At 68.9% G+C, this 14435-nt stretch carries 16 protein-coding genes; 9 read left to right on the top strand and 7 right to left on the bottom strand.

Going from position 1 to position 14435, the window contains the following annotated elements; genetic code table 11:
- The first annotated feature begins 111 nt into the window (after positions 1-111).
- Positions 112-510: a DUF983 domain-containing protein gene (locus EOW66_RS10305; RefSeq protein WP_128156282.1), complete on the top strand. Its 399-nt coding sequence runs from the start codon at positions 112-114 to the stop codon at positions 508-510.
- Positions 503-1225, top strand: coding sequence for an NUDIX hydrolase (locus tag EOW66_RS10310; RefSeq protein ID WP_128156283.1), 723 nt, complete (start codon positions 503-505; stop codon positions 1223-1225). Before EOW66_RS10305 ends, EOW66_RS10310 begins: the two co-directional genes overlap by 8 nt.
- Here EOW66_RS10310 and EOW66_RS10315 read toward each other — a convergent pair.
- From EOW66_RS10315 to EOW66_RS10345, 7 genes are all read right to left on the bottom strand, one after another.
- The gene (locus tag EOW66_RS10315; RefSeq protein ID WP_128156284.1) at positions 1222-2103 is read right to left on the bottom strand and encodes a DMT family transporter; all 882 of its coding nucleotides are present in this window, start codon (positions 2101-2103) and stop codon (positions 1222-1224) included. The two genes, EOW66_RS10310 and EOW66_RS10315, sit on opposite strands and share 4 nt — an antisense overlap.
- Complete coding sequence (locus EOW66_RS10320) at positions 2103-2603, bottom strand: lipocalin (protein ID WP_128156285.1); 501 nt, start codon at positions 2601-2603, stop codon at positions 2103-2105. Before EOW66_RS10320 ends, EOW66_RS10315 begins: the two co-directional genes overlap by 1 nt.
- A complete protein-coding gene (locus EOW66_RS10325) occupies positions 2591-2938 on the bottom strand; it encodes a hypothetical protein (protein ID WP_128156286.1) in 348 nt (115 codons plus the stop codon). The genes EOW66_RS10320 and EOW66_RS10325 overlap by 13 nt, the downstream gene beginning before the upstream one ends.
- Positions 2916-3962: an aldo/keto reductase gene (locus tag EOW66_RS10330; protein WP_128156287.1), complete on the bottom strand. Its 1047-nt coding sequence runs from the start codon at positions 3960-3962 to the stop codon at positions 2916-2918. Before EOW66_RS10330 ends, EOW66_RS10325 begins: the two co-directional genes overlap by 23 nt.
- A 68-nt stretch (positions 3963-4030) precedes the next feature.
- Complete coding sequence (locus EOW66_RS10335; protein WP_338054859.1) at positions 4031-4663, bottom strand: aminotransferase class IV; 633 nt, start codon at positions 4661-4663, stop codon at positions 4031-4033.
- Complete coding sequence (locus EOW66_RS10340) at positions 4624-5751, bottom strand: aminodeoxychorismate synthase component I (RefSeq protein ID WP_239017554.1); 1128 nt, start codon at positions 5749-5751, stop codon at positions 4624-4626. Before EOW66_RS10340 ends, EOW66_RS10335 begins: the two co-directional genes overlap by 40 nt.
- 60 nt (positions 5752-5811) lie before the next feature.
- The gene (locus EOW66_RS10345) at positions 5812-6960 is read right to left on the bottom strand and encodes a CaiB/BaiF CoA transferase family protein (RefSeq protein ID WP_128156403.1); all 1149 of its coding nucleotides are present in this window, start codon (positions 6958-6960) and stop codon (positions 5812-5814) included.
- A gap of 203 nt (positions 6961-7163) precedes the next feature.
- Here EOW66_RS10345 and EOW66_RS10350 point away from each other — a divergent pair, with 203 nt between their 5' ends.
- From EOW66_RS10350 to EOW66_RS10380, 7 genes are all read left to right on the top strand, one after another.
- Complete coding sequence (locus EOW66_RS10350) at positions 7164-7628, top strand: SAM-dependent methyltransferase (protein ID WP_128156289.1); 465 nt, start codon at positions 7164-7166, stop codon at positions 7626-7628.
- A 115-nt stretch (positions 7629-7743) separates the two neighbouring features.
- Positions 7744-8916 (top strand): M24 family metallopeptidase, encoded by a 1173-nt coding sequence (locus tag EOW66_RS10355; protein ID WP_128156290.1) that lies wholly within the window; start codon positions 7744-7746, stop codon positions 8914-8916.
- A gap of 171 nt (positions 8917-9087) precedes the next feature.
- Positions 9088-10692, top strand: coding sequence for an ABC transporter substrate-binding protein (locus EOW66_RS10360; protein ID WP_128156291.1), 1605 nt, complete (start codon positions 9088-9090; stop codon positions 10690-10692).
- 69 nt (positions 10693-10761) lie between these two features.
- Positions 10762-11769 carry an ABC transporter permease subunit gene (locus tag EOW66_RS10365; RefSeq protein ID WP_128156292.1) on the top strand — a complete coding sequence of 336 codons (1008 nt, stop codon included), beginning with the start codon at positions 10762-10764 and terminating at the stop codon, positions 11767-11769.
- Positions 11770-11828: 59 nt separating this feature from the next.
- Positions 11829-12683: an ABC transporter permease subunit gene (locus tag EOW66_RS10370; RefSeq protein ID WP_380710605.1), complete on the top strand. Its 855-nt coding sequence runs from the start codon at positions 11829-11831 to the stop codon at positions 12681-12683.
- Positions 12684-12690: 7 nt separating this feature from the next.
- The gene (locus tag EOW66_RS10375) at positions 12691-13530 is read left to right on the top strand and encodes an ABC transporter ATP-binding protein (protein ID WP_128156294.1); all 840 of its coding nucleotides are present in this window, start codon (positions 12691-12693) and stop codon (positions 13528-13530) included.
- The gene (locus EOW66_RS10380; protein WP_128156295.1) at positions 13527-14369 is read left to right on the top strand and encodes a dipeptide ABC transporter ATP-binding protein; all 843 of its coding nucleotides are present in this window, start codon (positions 13527-13529) and stop codon (positions 14367-14369) included. Before EOW66_RS10375 ends, EOW66_RS10380 begins: the two co-directional genes overlap by 4 nt.
- Positions 14370-14435 lie beyond the last annotated feature (66 nt).

The raw sequence follows: 14435 nt of genomic DNA on the forward strand, positions 1-14435 counted from the left end.
GCCGCTCGCGCATCCGTGACCACGCCCGCCCCGACGGGGCGCCGACATTCGCGCTTCCCCGCACGCCGCTTTCAGCCGATAACGGAGAAAACGCGGAGGGGAGGACGCGCGATGGAGACCTTTATCGAGGAAGACGACCGGCCGCTCGGCCGTGCGATCGCGCGGGGGCTGCTGTGCCGTTGCCCGGCCTGCGGGCAGGGCCGGCTGCTCACGGGCTATCTGACGGTGCGTCCCGCCTGCCCCGCCTGCGGCGAGGATTTCACCGCGCAGCGCGCCGATGACGGACCGGCCTATCTGACGATCCTGATCGTCGGGCATCTGATGGCGCCGATGATCCTGTGGGTCTTCATCGCCTTCCGGCCGCCGCCACTGGTGATGATCGCGATCTTCGCCACCGGCTGCGTGGCGCTGTCGCTGGCGCTCTTGCCGCGGATGAAGGGAATGATGGTCGCGATCCAGTGGTCGCGGCGGATGCACGGATTCGGAGAGGAAGAGCCCAACCATGACTGAGACCGCCGCCGAACAGCCCGCCGAACAGCCCGTCGACAAGACCGCCCTGCGCGATGCGGCAACAGTGCTCGTCGTGCGCCGCGACGCGCCCGGCGGGCCCGCGGTGCTGATGGGGATGCGCGGCGCGGGGGCGGCCTTCATGCCGTCGAAATACGTCTTCCCGGGCGGCGCCCTCGACCGCGGCGATGCCACCATCGCGCTTGCCGCGCCGCTGCCCGAGGCCTCGGCGCGCCGGCTGACGCTGAATGCCCCCGCGGGCATCGGCCCGGCCCTCGCCGTCGCCGCGATCCGCGAGCTGTGGGAAGAGACCGGCCTCGTCCTCGGCACGCCGGGGCGCTGGAGCGGCGATGTGCCCACCGACTGGCAGGGCTTTGCCGAGACCGGCCACCTGCCCTCGGCCGCGGCACTCAGCTTCGTCTTCCGCGCGATCACCCCACCCGGCCGGCCGCGCCGCTTCGACGCACGCTTCTTCCTCGTCGATGCAGCGCAGATCGCCTCGGACCCCGACGATTTCTCGCGCGCCTGCGACGAGCTGAGCCACCTGCACTGGGTGCCGATGGCCGAGGCGCGGCAGCTGAACCTGCCGTTCATCACCGAGGTCGTTCTGGCCGAGGTGCAGGCGCATCTGGCCGAGACCGCGGGCGGGCGGGCGCCGCTCGCGGTGCCGTTCTTTGACAACCGCGGGCCGCGCTCGGTCTTTGCGCGCCTCGACTAGCGGCCCGTCAGCACCAGAAGCAGCAGCGAGCCGATGACGAGGGCGATCCCCGCGCCCTCGCGCGCGCTCAGCCGCTCGCGGAAGACCAGCGCCGAGACGAGCAGGGTGAAGACGATCTCGACCTGGCCGAAGGCGCGGACATAGGCGGCGTTTTGCAGCGCGAAGGCGGTGAACCAGCCGGCCGAGCCCGCCACCCCCGTCACCCCGACCCAGACGGTGCGGTGCCAGGCGCCGACCACCCGGCCCAGCTCTCCGGGTTCGCGCAGCCGCAGATAGAGCGCCATGCCAAGCGCCTGCACCGTGGTGACGCAGGCGAGCGTGACGACGGCGCGAGCAAAGGCCGCCGCCGGCATCAGCTCGAGCGTGGCGCCGCGGTAGAAGATCGAGCTGAGGCCAAAGAGCCCGCCCGCAAGGACGCCATAGACCGTGGCGCGCGGCGAGAACCCGCCCTTCGGCGCGCGCGACAAAAGCAGCACGCCGCACAGCCCGATGGCGATCGCAAGCCAGCCGGGCCCGCTCACCCCCTCGCCGAGGATCAGCGCCGAGAACAGCGCGACCTGCACCGTCTCGGTCTTGGTGAAGGCGACGCCGACGGCAAAGTTGCGCAGCTGGAACAGCGCCACGGTGAGGAAGGTGCCCGCCACCTGCGCCGCGCCGCCAAGCGCGACGAAGGCGGCAAAGCGGCCGCCCGGCAGCGGCACCGGCCCGCTCAGCGCGAGCGTCAGCACCGCCGCAACGACCGCGATCGGCGCGCCGAAGAGGAAGCGCGAGAAGGTCGCGCCGCCGGTCGAAAGCCCCCCGCCCGCCAGCCGCTTTTGCAGCATGAAGCGCGCCGTCTGCACCGCCGCCGCGGCAAGCGTCACCCAGATCCAGAGCATCAGCGGCCGATCCGCCGGGTGTCGTAGCTGTTGAAGTCGAGAACCTCATGCGCCGCGGTCATCAGATCGCCCCGCCCCGGCATCTCGCGCACCAGCACCTGGCCGAAGTGACCGGACGGCGTGCCCAGCACCGCGATACGGTAATCCTGATCGACCCAGAGCAGCCAGACCGGCTCCTTGCCGAAGGCCTCGGTCGGGGTGAACCGCGCGCCGGGCCCGGTCATCGCAAGCCGCCCCTCGAGCCGGCGCGGCTTGGTGCCCGAGCAGTCCACGCCCGACAGCGCATAGCCGGTGCCGGTCCAGGCCCAGTCCTGCCTTGCCCCGGCGCAGCCCGGAACGCCGCTTTGCGCGACATGCCAGGTGCCGCCGAAGCGCGCCGGATCGAAGATCACGGCGGAAGAGATCCAGCCCTTCGGATCGCGCAGCGACACGGGTTCGGGGGCAGGTTTCGCCGCACAGGCGGCAAGGGCCAGCAGCGCGGCCCAGATCAGTTGACGCATTCGGTCACACGCAATCCCACGGAGGTGATGATATCATTGCAGCCGGTGAGCGGGGTCACCGGCGCACAGGTCTGGGAGCGCGCAAGGCACGCCCCCTGGCAGTCGGAGGCGGTGCGGCAGGCCTTGCCGTTGTCGCGGGTGCGGGTCGCGCAGAGCTGCGCATCGCCACGGCTGATCCAGTCGCCGCCGCGCTTGACGCAGGCCGCCCGTTCCAGCGCGACCTTCGCCTCGCCCACCGGCGGCAGCGGCGCTGCGGCGCGCTCGCCCCCGGGTTTGCAGGCGGCAAGCAGAAGAAGCGCCAGCGCCGCCAGCTCAGAACGGCATCGGATGCGCATGATGCACCCTTTCGATCGCTGTCAGCACCTCGGCCGGCAGCACCGTCCCGGCGGCATCAAGCGACTTGTCGAGCTGTTCGACCGAGGTCGCGCCGATGATCGGCACCACCGGGAAGGGCCGGCCCATCACCCAGGCGATCGCCATCGTCACCGGATCAAGCCCCGCCTCGCGCGCGATGTCGACGTAGAGATCGGCAATCTCGAAGGCACGCGCATTCGAGCGCCCGCCGAGCTCGCGCACGATCGACCGGCGCGAGCCCGCCGGCACGGCGCCGCCCGAGTATTTGCCGCTCAGCATCCCCACCGCGAGCGGCGAATAGGCGAGCAGCGTCACCGCCTCGTGCACGCCGACCTCGGCCATGTCGAGGTCGTAAAGCCGGCACATCAGCGAATATTCGTTCTGGATCGTGGCAACGCGCGGCCCGTGGCCCTCGCCCGCCAGCCGCAGCCATTCCGCGGTGCCCCAGGCGCTTTCGTTCGACAGGCCGAAATGGCGGATCTTGCCTTCCGCCACCAGCGCCTGAAGCGTTTCGAGACAGGCGATCATGTCGGCCTCGATCGCCGCTTTCGACGGCTGTCTGGCGGCGTTGAAGCCCCAGTTCTGGCGGAAGTGATAGCTGCCGCGGTTCGGCCAGTGGAACTGGTAGACGTCGATATACTCGGTCTGCAGGCGGCGCAGGCTGCCCTCGATCGCGGTGCGGATCGAGGCGGGGGTGATCGGGTCGCCGTCGCGCACCGCCTTCAGCCCGATGCCCGAGACCTTGCTCGCCAGCACCACTTCATCGCGCCGGCCGGTCTTCGCGAACCAGCTGCCGATGATTTCCTCGGTGCGGCCGACGGTCTCGGCGCTGACCGGGTTGACCGGATACATCTCGGCGGTGTCGATGAAGGTGACGCCGCGGTCGAGCGCGCGGTCGATCTGGGCGTGGCCCTCGGCCTCGGTGTTCTGCGTGCCCCAGGTCATCGAGCCAAGGCAGATTTCCGACACCATCACCCCGGTCCGGCCCAGTTCCAGCTTGCGCATCTTGTTCTCCTGCTTGCCCTCGTTCGCGGGCGCGACCGTGCCACAGTGCGCCTGCAGAGAAAAGGGCCTCACGCAAGCGTGGCCGGGATCAGCCCACGCAACGCATTGCCGAGAAAAAGCCCCTCGCTCAGGTCTTCGGGATGCAGCGTCGCCTCGCGCGCGCGGCCCTCGGCCAGCAGCTCGGCGCGCAGCACGCCGGGCAGACAGCCCGCGGCCAAGGGCGGGGTCAGCAGCCCATCGCCGCGCGCGACGAAGAGATTGGTGATCGTGCCCTCGGCCAGCTCGCCCCGCTCGTTGAGGAAGATCAGCTCGTCCACTCCCTCGGGCAGCGCCGCGCGGGCGGTGTCATAAAGCGCCCGCTCGGTCGTCTTCAGCCGCAGCCAGGGCGAGGCGCTGTCGACCCGCGCCGGCGCAATCGCCGCGCGCCAGAGCGGTTTCGCCGGCGGCAAGGGCGCCTGCGTCAGCTCTGCCCGGCCATCGAGCCCCACCGTCAGCCGCAGCCGCAGGGCCGCCGGCCCGGTCACGGCATCGAGCAGCGCCTCGGCCTCGCCCGGCAGCCGCGCGATGCCAAGCGCCGCACAGCCGGCATCGAGCCGCGCCAGATGGCGCGCGCGGCGCGCGGCGCCGGTCGCGGGCTCCCAGCGAAGCGTCTCGATCAGCCTCAGCCCGGCAGGGGCGCGTTCACGAAGGCCGCCTTGCACAGCGCTTCCTCCCATTCCTCGGGGCCGCGGCTGTCATGCACCACGCCGCCGCCGACATTCAGCACCGCCTGCCCATCCCGCAGCGTCAGGGTGCGGATCGCCACGTTGAACGCCATCGCCCCCGAGGGCGCGATCCAGCCGATCGCCCCGCAATAGGCGCCGCGCGGGCCGGTCTCGAGCTCGCGGATGATCTCCATCGCCCGGATTTTCGGCGCGCCGGTCACCGACCCGCATGGGAAGAGTGCCGCGCAAATCCTTGCAAAGTCGAGATTTTCGACCAGATCCGCGGTGACGGTCGAGGTCATCTGATGCACCGTCGCATAGCTTTCGATCTCGAACAGCCGCGGCACCTTTACCGTGCCCGGATGCGCGATCCGGCTCAGGTCGTTGCGCAGCAGATCGACGATCATCAGGTTCTCGGCCCGGTTCTTCTCCGAGCCGCGCAGCCACTCCGCCGCGGCCCGGTCGGCCTCGGGCGTCGCGCCGCGCGCCACCGTGCCCTTCATCGGCCGCACCTCGGCCCGGCCCCGCGCATCGACGGCGAAGAAGAGCTCGGGCGAGCGCGACAGCAGCGCGAAATCTTCCGCCTCGACCAGACAGCCATGGCCCACCGGCTGTGTGGCCTGCAACCGGGCATAAAGCGCGCGCGGATCGGTGGCGCAGGGCGCGTGCAACGGGAAGGTCAGGTTGATCTGATAGACATCGCCCGCCGAGATATACGCCTGCACCCGGTCGAAGGCCGCCGCATAGGCCGCGGGCGTGATCGCCGGGGTGAAGGCCGGCACCTCGGCCGCCGGCTCGACCGCCGGGCGCGGGCGCCCGGGCGCGTCATAGGCCCCGACCAGCAAAAGCGGCAGCGTGCGGTTCGCGGGCAGCAGCGGCGCGAGCCGCCCGGTCAGGCAATAGCCCAGCTCATAGCTGAACACGCCCGCCAGCCACAGCCCGTCCGCCCGCGCCCGCTCGATCGCCTCGAAGGCCGCGGCAAGCTCCTCGGGCGTCTCGGCCCGGATCACCCGGCGCGGCGCGGCAAAGCGCGCGCCCGCCCCGCCCGGCCCCCGATCGAATTCGAAACTCAGTTCCCCGGCCACCGGCCCCTCACGCGCTTGGTCGCGCGAGATATGCGGGGGCCGGGCCGCAAGTGCAACGCCTCAACCGACGGAAAAGTGCCATTCCCCGTCACCGAGCGCGGGGCTTGCATGATCGAGTGCCAGCGGCGAGCGCGAGAAGACGATCGGCGTGCGCAGACCGGCGATGCCCTCGGGCGCGATCTGCATGGCCCGCGCCGTCACCTGCGGCTCGGCCAGCGCCTCGGAGACGTCGTTGATCGGCCCGCCGGGCACGCCCGCCGCCTCCATCGCCGCGATCAGCTCGGCCTTCGGGCGCAGCGCGGTGCGCGCGGCGATGCGGGCGCAGATCTCGTCACGGTGCACCACCCGGGCCGGGTTGGTGGCGAAATCGGGATCGTCGCAGTCGCTCATCCCCAGAATGCCGCACAGCGCACGGAACTGCCGGTCATTGCCGCAGGCGATGATGAAATGCCCGTCTGCCGAGGGGAAGACCGAATAGGGCACGATCGAGGGATGGGCATTGCCGAGCCGGTGCGGCACCACGCCGCCGAGCAGATAGTTCATCGCCTGGTTCGCCAGCACGCCAACGCCGACATCGAGGAGCGACAGGTCGACATGCTGCCCCTTGCCCGAGCGTTCGCGCTCGGCCAGCGCCGCCTGCACGCCGATCACCCCGTAAAGCCCGGTGAAGATGTCGATCCAGGCGACGCCGACCTTCTGCGGCTCGCCGCCCTTCGCGCCGGTCAGGTCCATGATCCCGCACATGCCCTGCACGAGGAAGTCATAGCCCGGCTGTTTCGCCCGCGGCCCGGTCTGGCCAAAGCCGGTGACAGAGGCATAGATGAGGCGCGGGTTCAGCGCCGCGCAACTGGCGTAATCGAGGCCGAATTTCGCCAGCCCGCCCACTTTGAAGTTTTCGAGCAGAACATCAGCTTCGGCGATCAAGCCCTTGACCTTCTTCAAGTCTTCCGGGTTCGAGAAGTCGCAGGTGACCGAACGCTTGCCGCGGTTCGCCGCATGGTAATAGGCCGCCACCGTCTCGGTCGTGCCATCGGGGCGCGGGCGCTCGACGAAGGGCGGGCCCCAGCGGCGGGTGTCGTCGCCCTCGGGCGCCTCGACCTTGATCACCTCGGCGCCGAGGTCCGACAGCACCTGCCCGATCCACGGCCCCGCCAGGATCCGCGCCAGCTCCACCACCTTGAGGCCCCGCAACGGCGCCTCTGCCCGCATCTCCATTCCGCTCTCCCGTCTGCGTCGCGATGCCGTCGCGGCATCCCGCCCCTACCTAGCGCCGCCGGGTCCGGGGTTCGACCGCTCTTTCCGCGGCACATCATGCATAAAACGCATGGATCGGCGCCGCAACGCCCCGCCTTGCCCGCGGCAGCGCCCGGCGCGATCCTCGCACGGGACCGGATCGAGTCGCGGAGGCGGACATGACGCAGACGGAGCCGGGCATCCGCCCGGGCGAGGAAAAGACCACGCTGCCCGCGGGCTTCGACGCCGGGCTTTACTTCATCGGCCGCATTCACACCCCCTGGCCCACCCGCGCCGACTGCCCGCACCGCGGCGATGCCGAGGCGGGACCCGTCTGCCGGATCGCGCTCGATCCGCGCTGGCAGCCGGCGCTCGCCGGGCTCGAGCCCGGGCAGCGGTTGCAGATCCTCTACTGGCTCGACGAGAGCCGGCGCGACCTGGTGACGCAGCGCGCGCACCGCACCGACGGGCTGCGCGGCACCTTCGCGCTGCGCTCGCCGGTGCGGCCGAACCCGATCGCCTCCTCCGACGTCGTGCTGCTGGCACTTGACGGGCCGGTGCTGAGCGTGCGCGGGCTCGACTGTCGCGACGGCACGCCGCTTCTCGACATCAAGCCCGTCTTCCGCGACCGCCCATCCGCCTGATCCCGCGGCCGGTTTCCGCCGGGGCTGGACCAACGCCCGGCGAAGGCCCATCCTCGCGCGCGTAAGCCGCGGGCGGGTCAGGACACCTGCCGCGGCCGGAAGAAGGACGTGGATGATGGATGATTTCGACAAGGCTCTCGACGGTTTCGAGAAGGTCAGCGCGCCGCCGATCGGCGATGACGAGCTGGCGACGCGGCTGGCGGGGCTGCAGGCGCGGCTGCGCGCCGAGGGGGTGAAGGCCGCCTGGCTCGATGCCTCGTCCTCGCTGCGCTACTATACCGGGCTGTCGATCGGGCTGTCGGAACGCGTGCACGGCGCGCTGATCCCGGCCACGGGCGCGCCGATCTATGTCAGCCCGCAGTTCGAGGTGCCGAAGCTCGAGACGATGCTGCGCATCGGCGGCGAGATCCTGCCCTGGGAAGAGCACGAAGACCCCTGCGCGATGATCGGCACCCGGCTGGCCGAGCTCGCCGCCCCCGGCGCGGGGCTGGCGCTCGATCCGGCGACGCCGTTCCGCTTCGCCGGCCGGCTGAGCGCGGCGATGGCGGGGGCGGTGGTGCCGGCCGAGGCGATGATCGCGGCGCAGCGGCAGGTGAAATCGGCGGCCGAGATCGCGATCATCCAGACCGCGATGGACGCGAGCTGGCGGCTGCAGAAGACCGTGCATGACCTGCTGCGCCCGGGGCTCACCACCACCGAGCTGTGCGATTTCGTCGATGAGGCGCATCGCCGGATGGGGCTCGCCCCGCTTTTCGTCGCGGTGCAGTTCGGCGAGGCGACGGCCTATCCGCATGGCGTGCCCTATCCGCAGGTGCTGAAGGCGGGCGACATGGTTCTGGTCGACCTCGGCGGCATCCTGAACGGCTATCGCTCGGACATCACCCGCACCTATGTCTTCGGCACGCCGACCGAGCGCCAGCGCGCGATCTGGGAGGCCGAGCGGCGCGCCCATGCCGCGGCCTTCGCGGCGGCCAAGCTCGGCACGCCCTGCGAGGCGGTCGATGCCGCCGCCCGCGCCGCGCTCGCCGCAGACGGCTATGGCCCCGACTATGCCGTGCCCGGCCTGCCGCACCGCACCGGCCACGGGCTTGGCCTCGACATCCACGAAGACCCGTTCATCGTGCGCGGCAACACCACGCCCCTTGTCCCGGGCATGGTGTTCTCGATCGAGCCGATGCTGTGCGTCTATGGCGAGTGCGGCGTGCGGCTCGAGGATATCGTGCACATGGGCGAGGATGGTCCGCACTGGTTCTGCCCGCCAGCGACGACACTCGACGCGCCGTTCTGAATCGGCTTTACTGACGTCAGGTTGCCCATTGCACCGGCAACGCGATATTGTGATTTTCGAACGAGCGGTCAAATTTGCAGCATCGGCAGAACACCCGCAACGCCTTGAAAAAACTGCCGGATCACAACGGCACGTCGAATCACTAACAACAGTGAGTGAAAGGAAGCACCCATGAAACTCCTCTCCCGCAGCCTTCTGGCCGCCTCGGCGCTTGCGCTGATGTCGGCGGCCCCGGCGCTGGCGAAGACCTTCGTCTACTGCTCGGAGGCCTCGCCCGAAGGGTTCGACCCGGCGCCCTACACCGCCGGCACCACCTTCGACGCCTCGGCGCATCCGGTCTACAACGGCCTGGTCGAGTTCAAGCCCGGCACCACCGAGGTCGTGCCCGCGCTCGCCGAGAGCTGGGATGTTTCGGAAGACGGCACCGTCTACACCTTCCACCTGCGCAAGGGCGTGAAGTGGCAGTCGAACGACGTCTTCACCCCCACCCGCGAGCTCACCGCCGATGACGTCGTCTTCTCCTTCGTCCGTCAGGGCGACGCGGCGAACCCGTGGCACGAATATATCCCCGGCATCACCTACGAGTATTACACCTCGATGGAGATGCCCGATCTGGTGAAATCGGTCGAGAAGGTCGATGACCTGACCGTCAAGGTCACCCTGACCCACCCCGAGGCGCCGTTCATCGCCAACCTCGCGATGCCCTTCATGCGCATCGTGTCGCAGGAATACGCCGACACGCTGGCCAAGGCCGGCACCAAGGAAGACTTCAACAACAAGCCGATCGGCACCGGCCCGTTCAAGTTCGTCGCCTATCAGAAGGATGCGGTGATCCGCTACCAGAAGAACGCCGACTACTGGGGCACCGCGCCGAAGATCGACGATCTGGTCTTCGCGATCACCCCCGACGCCTCGGTGCGCCTGCAGAAGCTGAAGGCGAACGAATGCCAGCTGATGCCGTTCCCGGCGCCGGCCGACCTCGCCACGATCAAGGCCGACCCGAACCTCAAGCTTGACGAGCTGCCGGGCCTGAACGTCGCCTATCTCGCCTACAACACCACCGTCGCGCCCTTCGACAAGCCCGAGGTGCGCAAGGCGCTGAACATGGCGATCAACAAGCAGGCGATCATCGACGCCGTGTTCCAGGGCGCCGGCCAGGTAGCGAAGAACCCGATCCCGCCGACCATGTGGTCCTATAACGACGCGATCAAGGACGACGTCTACGATCCGGAAGCGGCGAAGAAGATGCTCGAGGACGCCGGCGTCAAGGATCTGTCGATGAAGATCTGGGCGATGCCGGTGCAGCGCCCCTACATGCCGAACGCGCGCCGCACCGCCGAGCTGATGCAGTCCGACCTTGCCAAGGTCGGCGTCAAGGCCGAGATCGTCTCCTACGAATGGGGCGAATACCTGAAGAAGTCGATGGAAGAGGGCCGCGACGGCGCCGTCATCCTCGGCTGGACCGGCGACAACGGCGACCCGGACAACTTCCTGTCGGTGCTGCTGTCCTGCGCCGGCGCCAAGACCGGCGGCGCGAACCGCGCCTTCTGGTGCAACGAGGAGTTCTCGGACCTGCTGCTGAAGGCCAAGAAGACCTCGGACGTGGCCGAGCGCACCAAGCTCTATGAGCAGGCGCAGGTCATCTTCAAGGATCAGGCGCCGTGGGACACGCTCGCGCACTCGACCCAGTTCGTGCCGATGCGCAAAGACGTGACCGGCTTCACGATGAGCCCGCTGGGCGACTTCACCTTCGAAAACGTCGACATCACCGAGTGATCCTCGGCTGAAACCACAGGCGGGCGCGCAGGGGCCACACCCCTTGCGCGCCCGTCGAGGATATAACGCATGATACGCTTCCTTTTCACCAAGCTGCTCTATCTGGTCCCGACCTTCCTCGGGATCACGATCGTCGCTTTCGGTTTCGTCCGGGTGCTGCCCGGTGACCCGGTGCTGCTGATGGCCGGCGAGCGCGGGCTGAGCCCCGAACGCCACGCCGAACTTGCCCATCAGCTCGGCTTCGACAAGCCCGTCTGGGCGCAGTATTTCGACTTCCTGACGCGGCTTCTGCACGGCGATCTCGGCAATTCCCTGGTGACGAAGAAGCCAGTGCTGGGCGAGTTCCTGACCCTCTTCCCCGCCACCGTCGAGCTCGGCATCGTGGCGATCATCATCGCGACCCTCGTCGGCGTGCCGGTGGGCGTTCTGGCCGCGATCAAGCGCGGCTCGTGGTTCGACCAGGTGTCGATGACGGCGGCGCTCGTCGGCTTCTCGATGCCGATCTTCTGGTGGGGTCTGCTGCTCATCATCCTGTTCTCGGGCATCTTGCAATGGACGCCGGTGTCGGGGCGGATCTCGCTGATGTTCTTCTTCCCGCAGGTCACCGGCTTCATGCTGATCGACAGCCTGCTGTCGGGGCAGAAGGGCGCGTTCGTCTCCGCGCTCAGCCACCTGATCCTGCCCTCGGTGGTGCTCGCCACGATCCCGCTTGCGGTGATCGCGCGGCAGACCCGCTCGGCGATGCTCGAGGTGATGGGCGAGGATTACGTGCGCACAGCGAAGGCGAAGGGCATGCCCTATTCGCGCGTCGTGATGGTGCACGCGCTGCGCAACGCGATGATCCCGGTGATCACCACGATCGGGCTGCAGGTGGGCGTTCTGCTCGCCGGCGCGATCCTGACCGAGACGATCTTCTCCTGGCCGGGGATCGGCAAGTGGATGATCGATTCGATCTCGCGACGTGACTACCCGGTGGTGCAGTCGGGCCTGCTGATGATCGCCGCCATCGTGATGCTGGTGAACCTGCTCGTCGACCTGACCTATGGCCTGATCAACCCGAGGATCCGCCACAAATGACCGAGACCATCACCAACACCCCGGCCGTCCCGCTGAGCGACGCCGCGATCCGGCGCCGGATGCTTGCGGATTTCTGGTTCCACTTCAAACAGAACAAGGGCGCGGTCGCGGGGATGATCGTCTTCGTGCTGCTCGTCCTCGCTGCGGTCTTCGCCGCGGTGATCGCGCCGCATGACCCGACGCAGCAATACCGCGACGCGCTTCTGGTGCCGCCCCTGTGGCAGGAGGGCGGCCGCGCCGACTTCCTGCTCGGCACCGATGCGGTCGGGCGCGACATGCTCTCGCGGCTGATCTACGGCGCGCAATATTCGCTCTTCATCGGCATCGTCGTGGTCTCGATCGCCCTCGTCGGCGGCATCGTGATCGGTATGGTCGCGGGCTTCTTCGGCGGCTGGGTCGATACCGTCATCATGCGGGTGATGGACGTGATCCTCGCCTTCCCCTCGCTGCTGCTGGCCCTCGTGCTGGTCGCGATCCTCGGGCCCGGGCTCTTGAACGCGATGATCGCCATCGCGATCGTCTATCAGCCGCATTTCGCCCGCCTGACCCGCGCCGCGGTGATGGGCGAGAAGGAACGCGAATATGTCACCGCCGCGCGCGTTGCCGGCGCCGGCAACATGCGGCTGATGTTCAAGACCATCCTGCCGAACTGCCTTGCGCCGCTGATCGTGCAGGCGACGCTGAGCTTCTCCTCCGCCGTGCTCGATGCCGCAGCCCTTGGCTTCCTCGGCATGGGGGCGCAGCCGCCCGCCTCGGAATGGGGCACGATGCTCGCCGAAGCGCGCGAGTTCATCCTGCGTGCCTGGTGGGTCGTCACCTTCCCCGGTCTTGCGATCCTGATCTCGGTGCTGGCGATCAACCTGATGGGCGACGGTCTGCGCGACGCGCTCGACCCGAAACTGAAGAAGAGCTGAGGTCCCCATGGCACTTTTGACCATCCGCAACCTCACCGTCCGCTTCGCCACCTCGACTGGCAGCTTCACCGCCGTCGACGGCATCGACGTGCGCGTCGATGCCCGCGAGGTGCTGGCGATCGTCGGCGAATCCGGCTCGGGCAAGTCGGTCTCGATGCTGGCGATGATGGGGCTCTTGCCCGACACCGCCACCGTCACCGCCGACGAGATGACCTTCGACGGCCATGACCTCTTGCACATGACCCCGGCCGAGCGCCGCCAGGTCATCGGCCGCGAGATCACGATGATCTTCCAGGAGCCGATCGCGTCGCTCAACCCCTCCTTCAGCGTCGGCTTCCAGATCGAGGAGGTGCTGCGGCTGAATCTGGGGATGAAGCGGCACGCGGCGCATGAGCGCGCGCTCGAACTCTTCCGCGCCGTCGGCATCCCGGAACCCGAGGTGAAGATCCACGCCTACCCGCACCAGATGTCGGGCGGCCAATGCCAGCGCGTGATGATCGCGATGGCGATCGCCACCAACCCGCGGCTCCTGATCGCCGACGAGCCGACCACCGCGCTCGACGTGACGATCCAGAAGCAGATCCTCGACCTGCTGATGAAACTGCAGGAAGATTTCGGCATGGCGCTGATCCTCATCACCCATGACATGGGCGTGGTGGCGGAAACCGCCGACCGGGTCGTGGTGCAATACAAGGGCCGCAAGATGGAGGAGGCCGACGTGCTCACCCTCTTCGAGGCGCCGCAAAGCGCCTATACCCGGGCGCTGCTCTCGGCCCTGCCCGAGAACGCCACGGGCGACCGGCTGCCCACGGTGTCGGACTTCTTCGGTGCGGAGGGCGTGCAATGACCGAGATCGTCGTCGAGGGCCAGGCCCTCACCCAGGACTATCTGATCCCGGGCGGCATGTTCGGCAAGCCGCGGCTTCTGCGCGCGGTGCAGGGCGCCTCCTTCGCGGTGGAAAAGGGCAAGACCCTCGCCATCGTCGGCGAGTCGGGCTCGGGCAAGTCGACGCTCGCGCGGATCATCGCGCTCATCGACCACCAGTCGGGCGGCGTGCTGAAGATCGCCGGCGAGGCGGTCGACATCGCGCGGCGCAAGCCCGACCATGCGCTGCGCTCGAAGGTGCAGATGGTGTTCCAGAACCCCTATGGCAGCCTCAACCCGCGCCAGAAGATCGGCGACGTGCTGATGGAGCCCTTGCTGCTGAACACCAAGCTGCCCGCGGCCGAGCGGCGCGCCCGTGCCGAGGCGATGCTGGTCAAGGTCGGCCTCGCGCCCGAGCACTTCAACCGCTACCCGCACATGTTCTCGGGCGGCCAGCGCCAGCGCATCGCCATCGCCCGCGCGCTGATGCTGAACCCCGCGCTTCTGGTGCTCGACGAGCCGGTCTCGGCGCTTGACCTGTCGGTGCAGGCGCAGGTGCTGAACCTGCTCGCCGACCTGCAGGAAGAGTTCGGCCTGACCTATGTGTTCATCAGCCATGACCTGTCGGTGGTGCGCTACATCGCCGACGACGTGATGGTGATGCACAAGGGTGATGTGGTGGAACAGGGCACGCGCGACGAGATCTTCTCGAACCCTCGCCACCCCTACACCCAGCAGCTGTTCGCCGCGACCCCGGTCACCGACATCGCCGCGATCCGCGCCCGCGTCGAGCGCCGCAAGGCGCTGCTCGCCGCCCGCTGAGGCCGGCGGCCAGGAGTGAAACCCAAAGGGGGCCGGGCAGCGATGCCCGGCCCCTGCCCGTTCCGG

Source organism: Paenirhodobacter huangdaonensis (genome assembly GCF_004022465.1).
Lineage (GTDB): Bacteria > Pseudomonadota > Alphaproteobacteria > Rhodobacterales > Rhodobacteraceae > Rhodobacter > Rhodobacter huangdaonensis.

What these genes read in the sequence shown, in the direction of transcription:
- EOW66_RS10375 (WP_128156294.1), top strand. Translation starts at nt 12,691, where the DNA reads ATGGCACTTTTGACCATCCGCAACCTCACCGTCCGCTTCGCCACCTCG.
- EOW66_RS10345 (WP_128156403.1), bottom strand. Translation starts at nt 6,960, where the DNA reads ATGCGGGCAGAGGCGCCGTTGCGGGGCCTCAAGGTGGTGGAGCTGGCG.
- EOW66_RS10365 (WP_128156292.1), top strand. Translation starts at nt 10,762, where the DNA reads ATGATACGCTTCCTTTTCACCAAGCTGCTCTATCTGGTCCCGACCTTC.
- EOW66_RS10360 (WP_128156291.1), top strand. Translation starts at nt 9,088, where the DNA reads ATGAAACTCCTCTCCCGCAGCCTTCTGGCCGCCTCGGCGCTTGCGCTG.
- EOW66_RS10315 (WP_128156284.1), bottom strand. Translation starts at nt 2,103, where the DNA reads ATGCTCTGGATCTGGGTGACGCTTGCCGCGGCGGCGGTGCAGACGGCG.
- EOW66_RS10325 (WP_128156286.1), bottom strand. Translation starts at nt 2,938, where the DNA reads ATGCGCATCCGATGCCGTTCTGAGCTGGCGGCGCTGGCGCTTCTTCTG.
- EOW66_RS10350 (WP_128156289.1), top strand. Translation starts at nt 7,164, where the DNA reads ATGACGCAGACGGAGCCGGGCATCCGCCCGGGCGAGGAAAAGACCACG.
- EOW66_RS10330 (WP_128156287.1), bottom strand. Translation starts at nt 3,962, where the DNA reads ATGCGCAAGCTGGAACTGGGCCGGACCGGGGTGATGGTGTCGGAAATC.
- EOW66_RS10305 (WP_128156282.1), top strand. Translation starts at nt 112, where the DNA reads ATGGAGACCTTTATCGAGGAAGACGACCGGCCGCTCGGCCGTGCGATC.
- EOW66_RS10310 (WP_128156283.1), top strand. Translation starts at nt 503, where the DNA reads ATGACTGAGACCGCCGCCGAACAGCCCGCCGAACAGCCCGTCGACAAG.
- EOW66_RS10370 (WP_380710605.1), top strand. Translation starts at nt 11,829, where the DNA reads ATGCTTGCGGATTTCTGGTTCCACTTCAAACAGAACAAGGGCGCGGTC.
- EOW66_RS10380 (WP_128156295.1), top strand. Translation starts at nt 13,527, where the DNA reads ATGACCGAGATCGTCGTCGAGGGCCAGGCCCTCACCCAGGACTATCTG.
- EOW66_RS10320 (WP_128156285.1), bottom strand. Translation starts at nt 2,603, where the DNA reads ATGCGTCAACTGATCTGGGCCGCGCTGCTGGCCCTTGCCGCCTGTGCG.
- EOW66_RS10355 (WP_128156290.1), top strand. Translation starts at nt 7,744, where the DNA reads ATGGATGATTTCGACAAGGCTCTCGACGGTTTCGAGAAGGTCAGCGCG.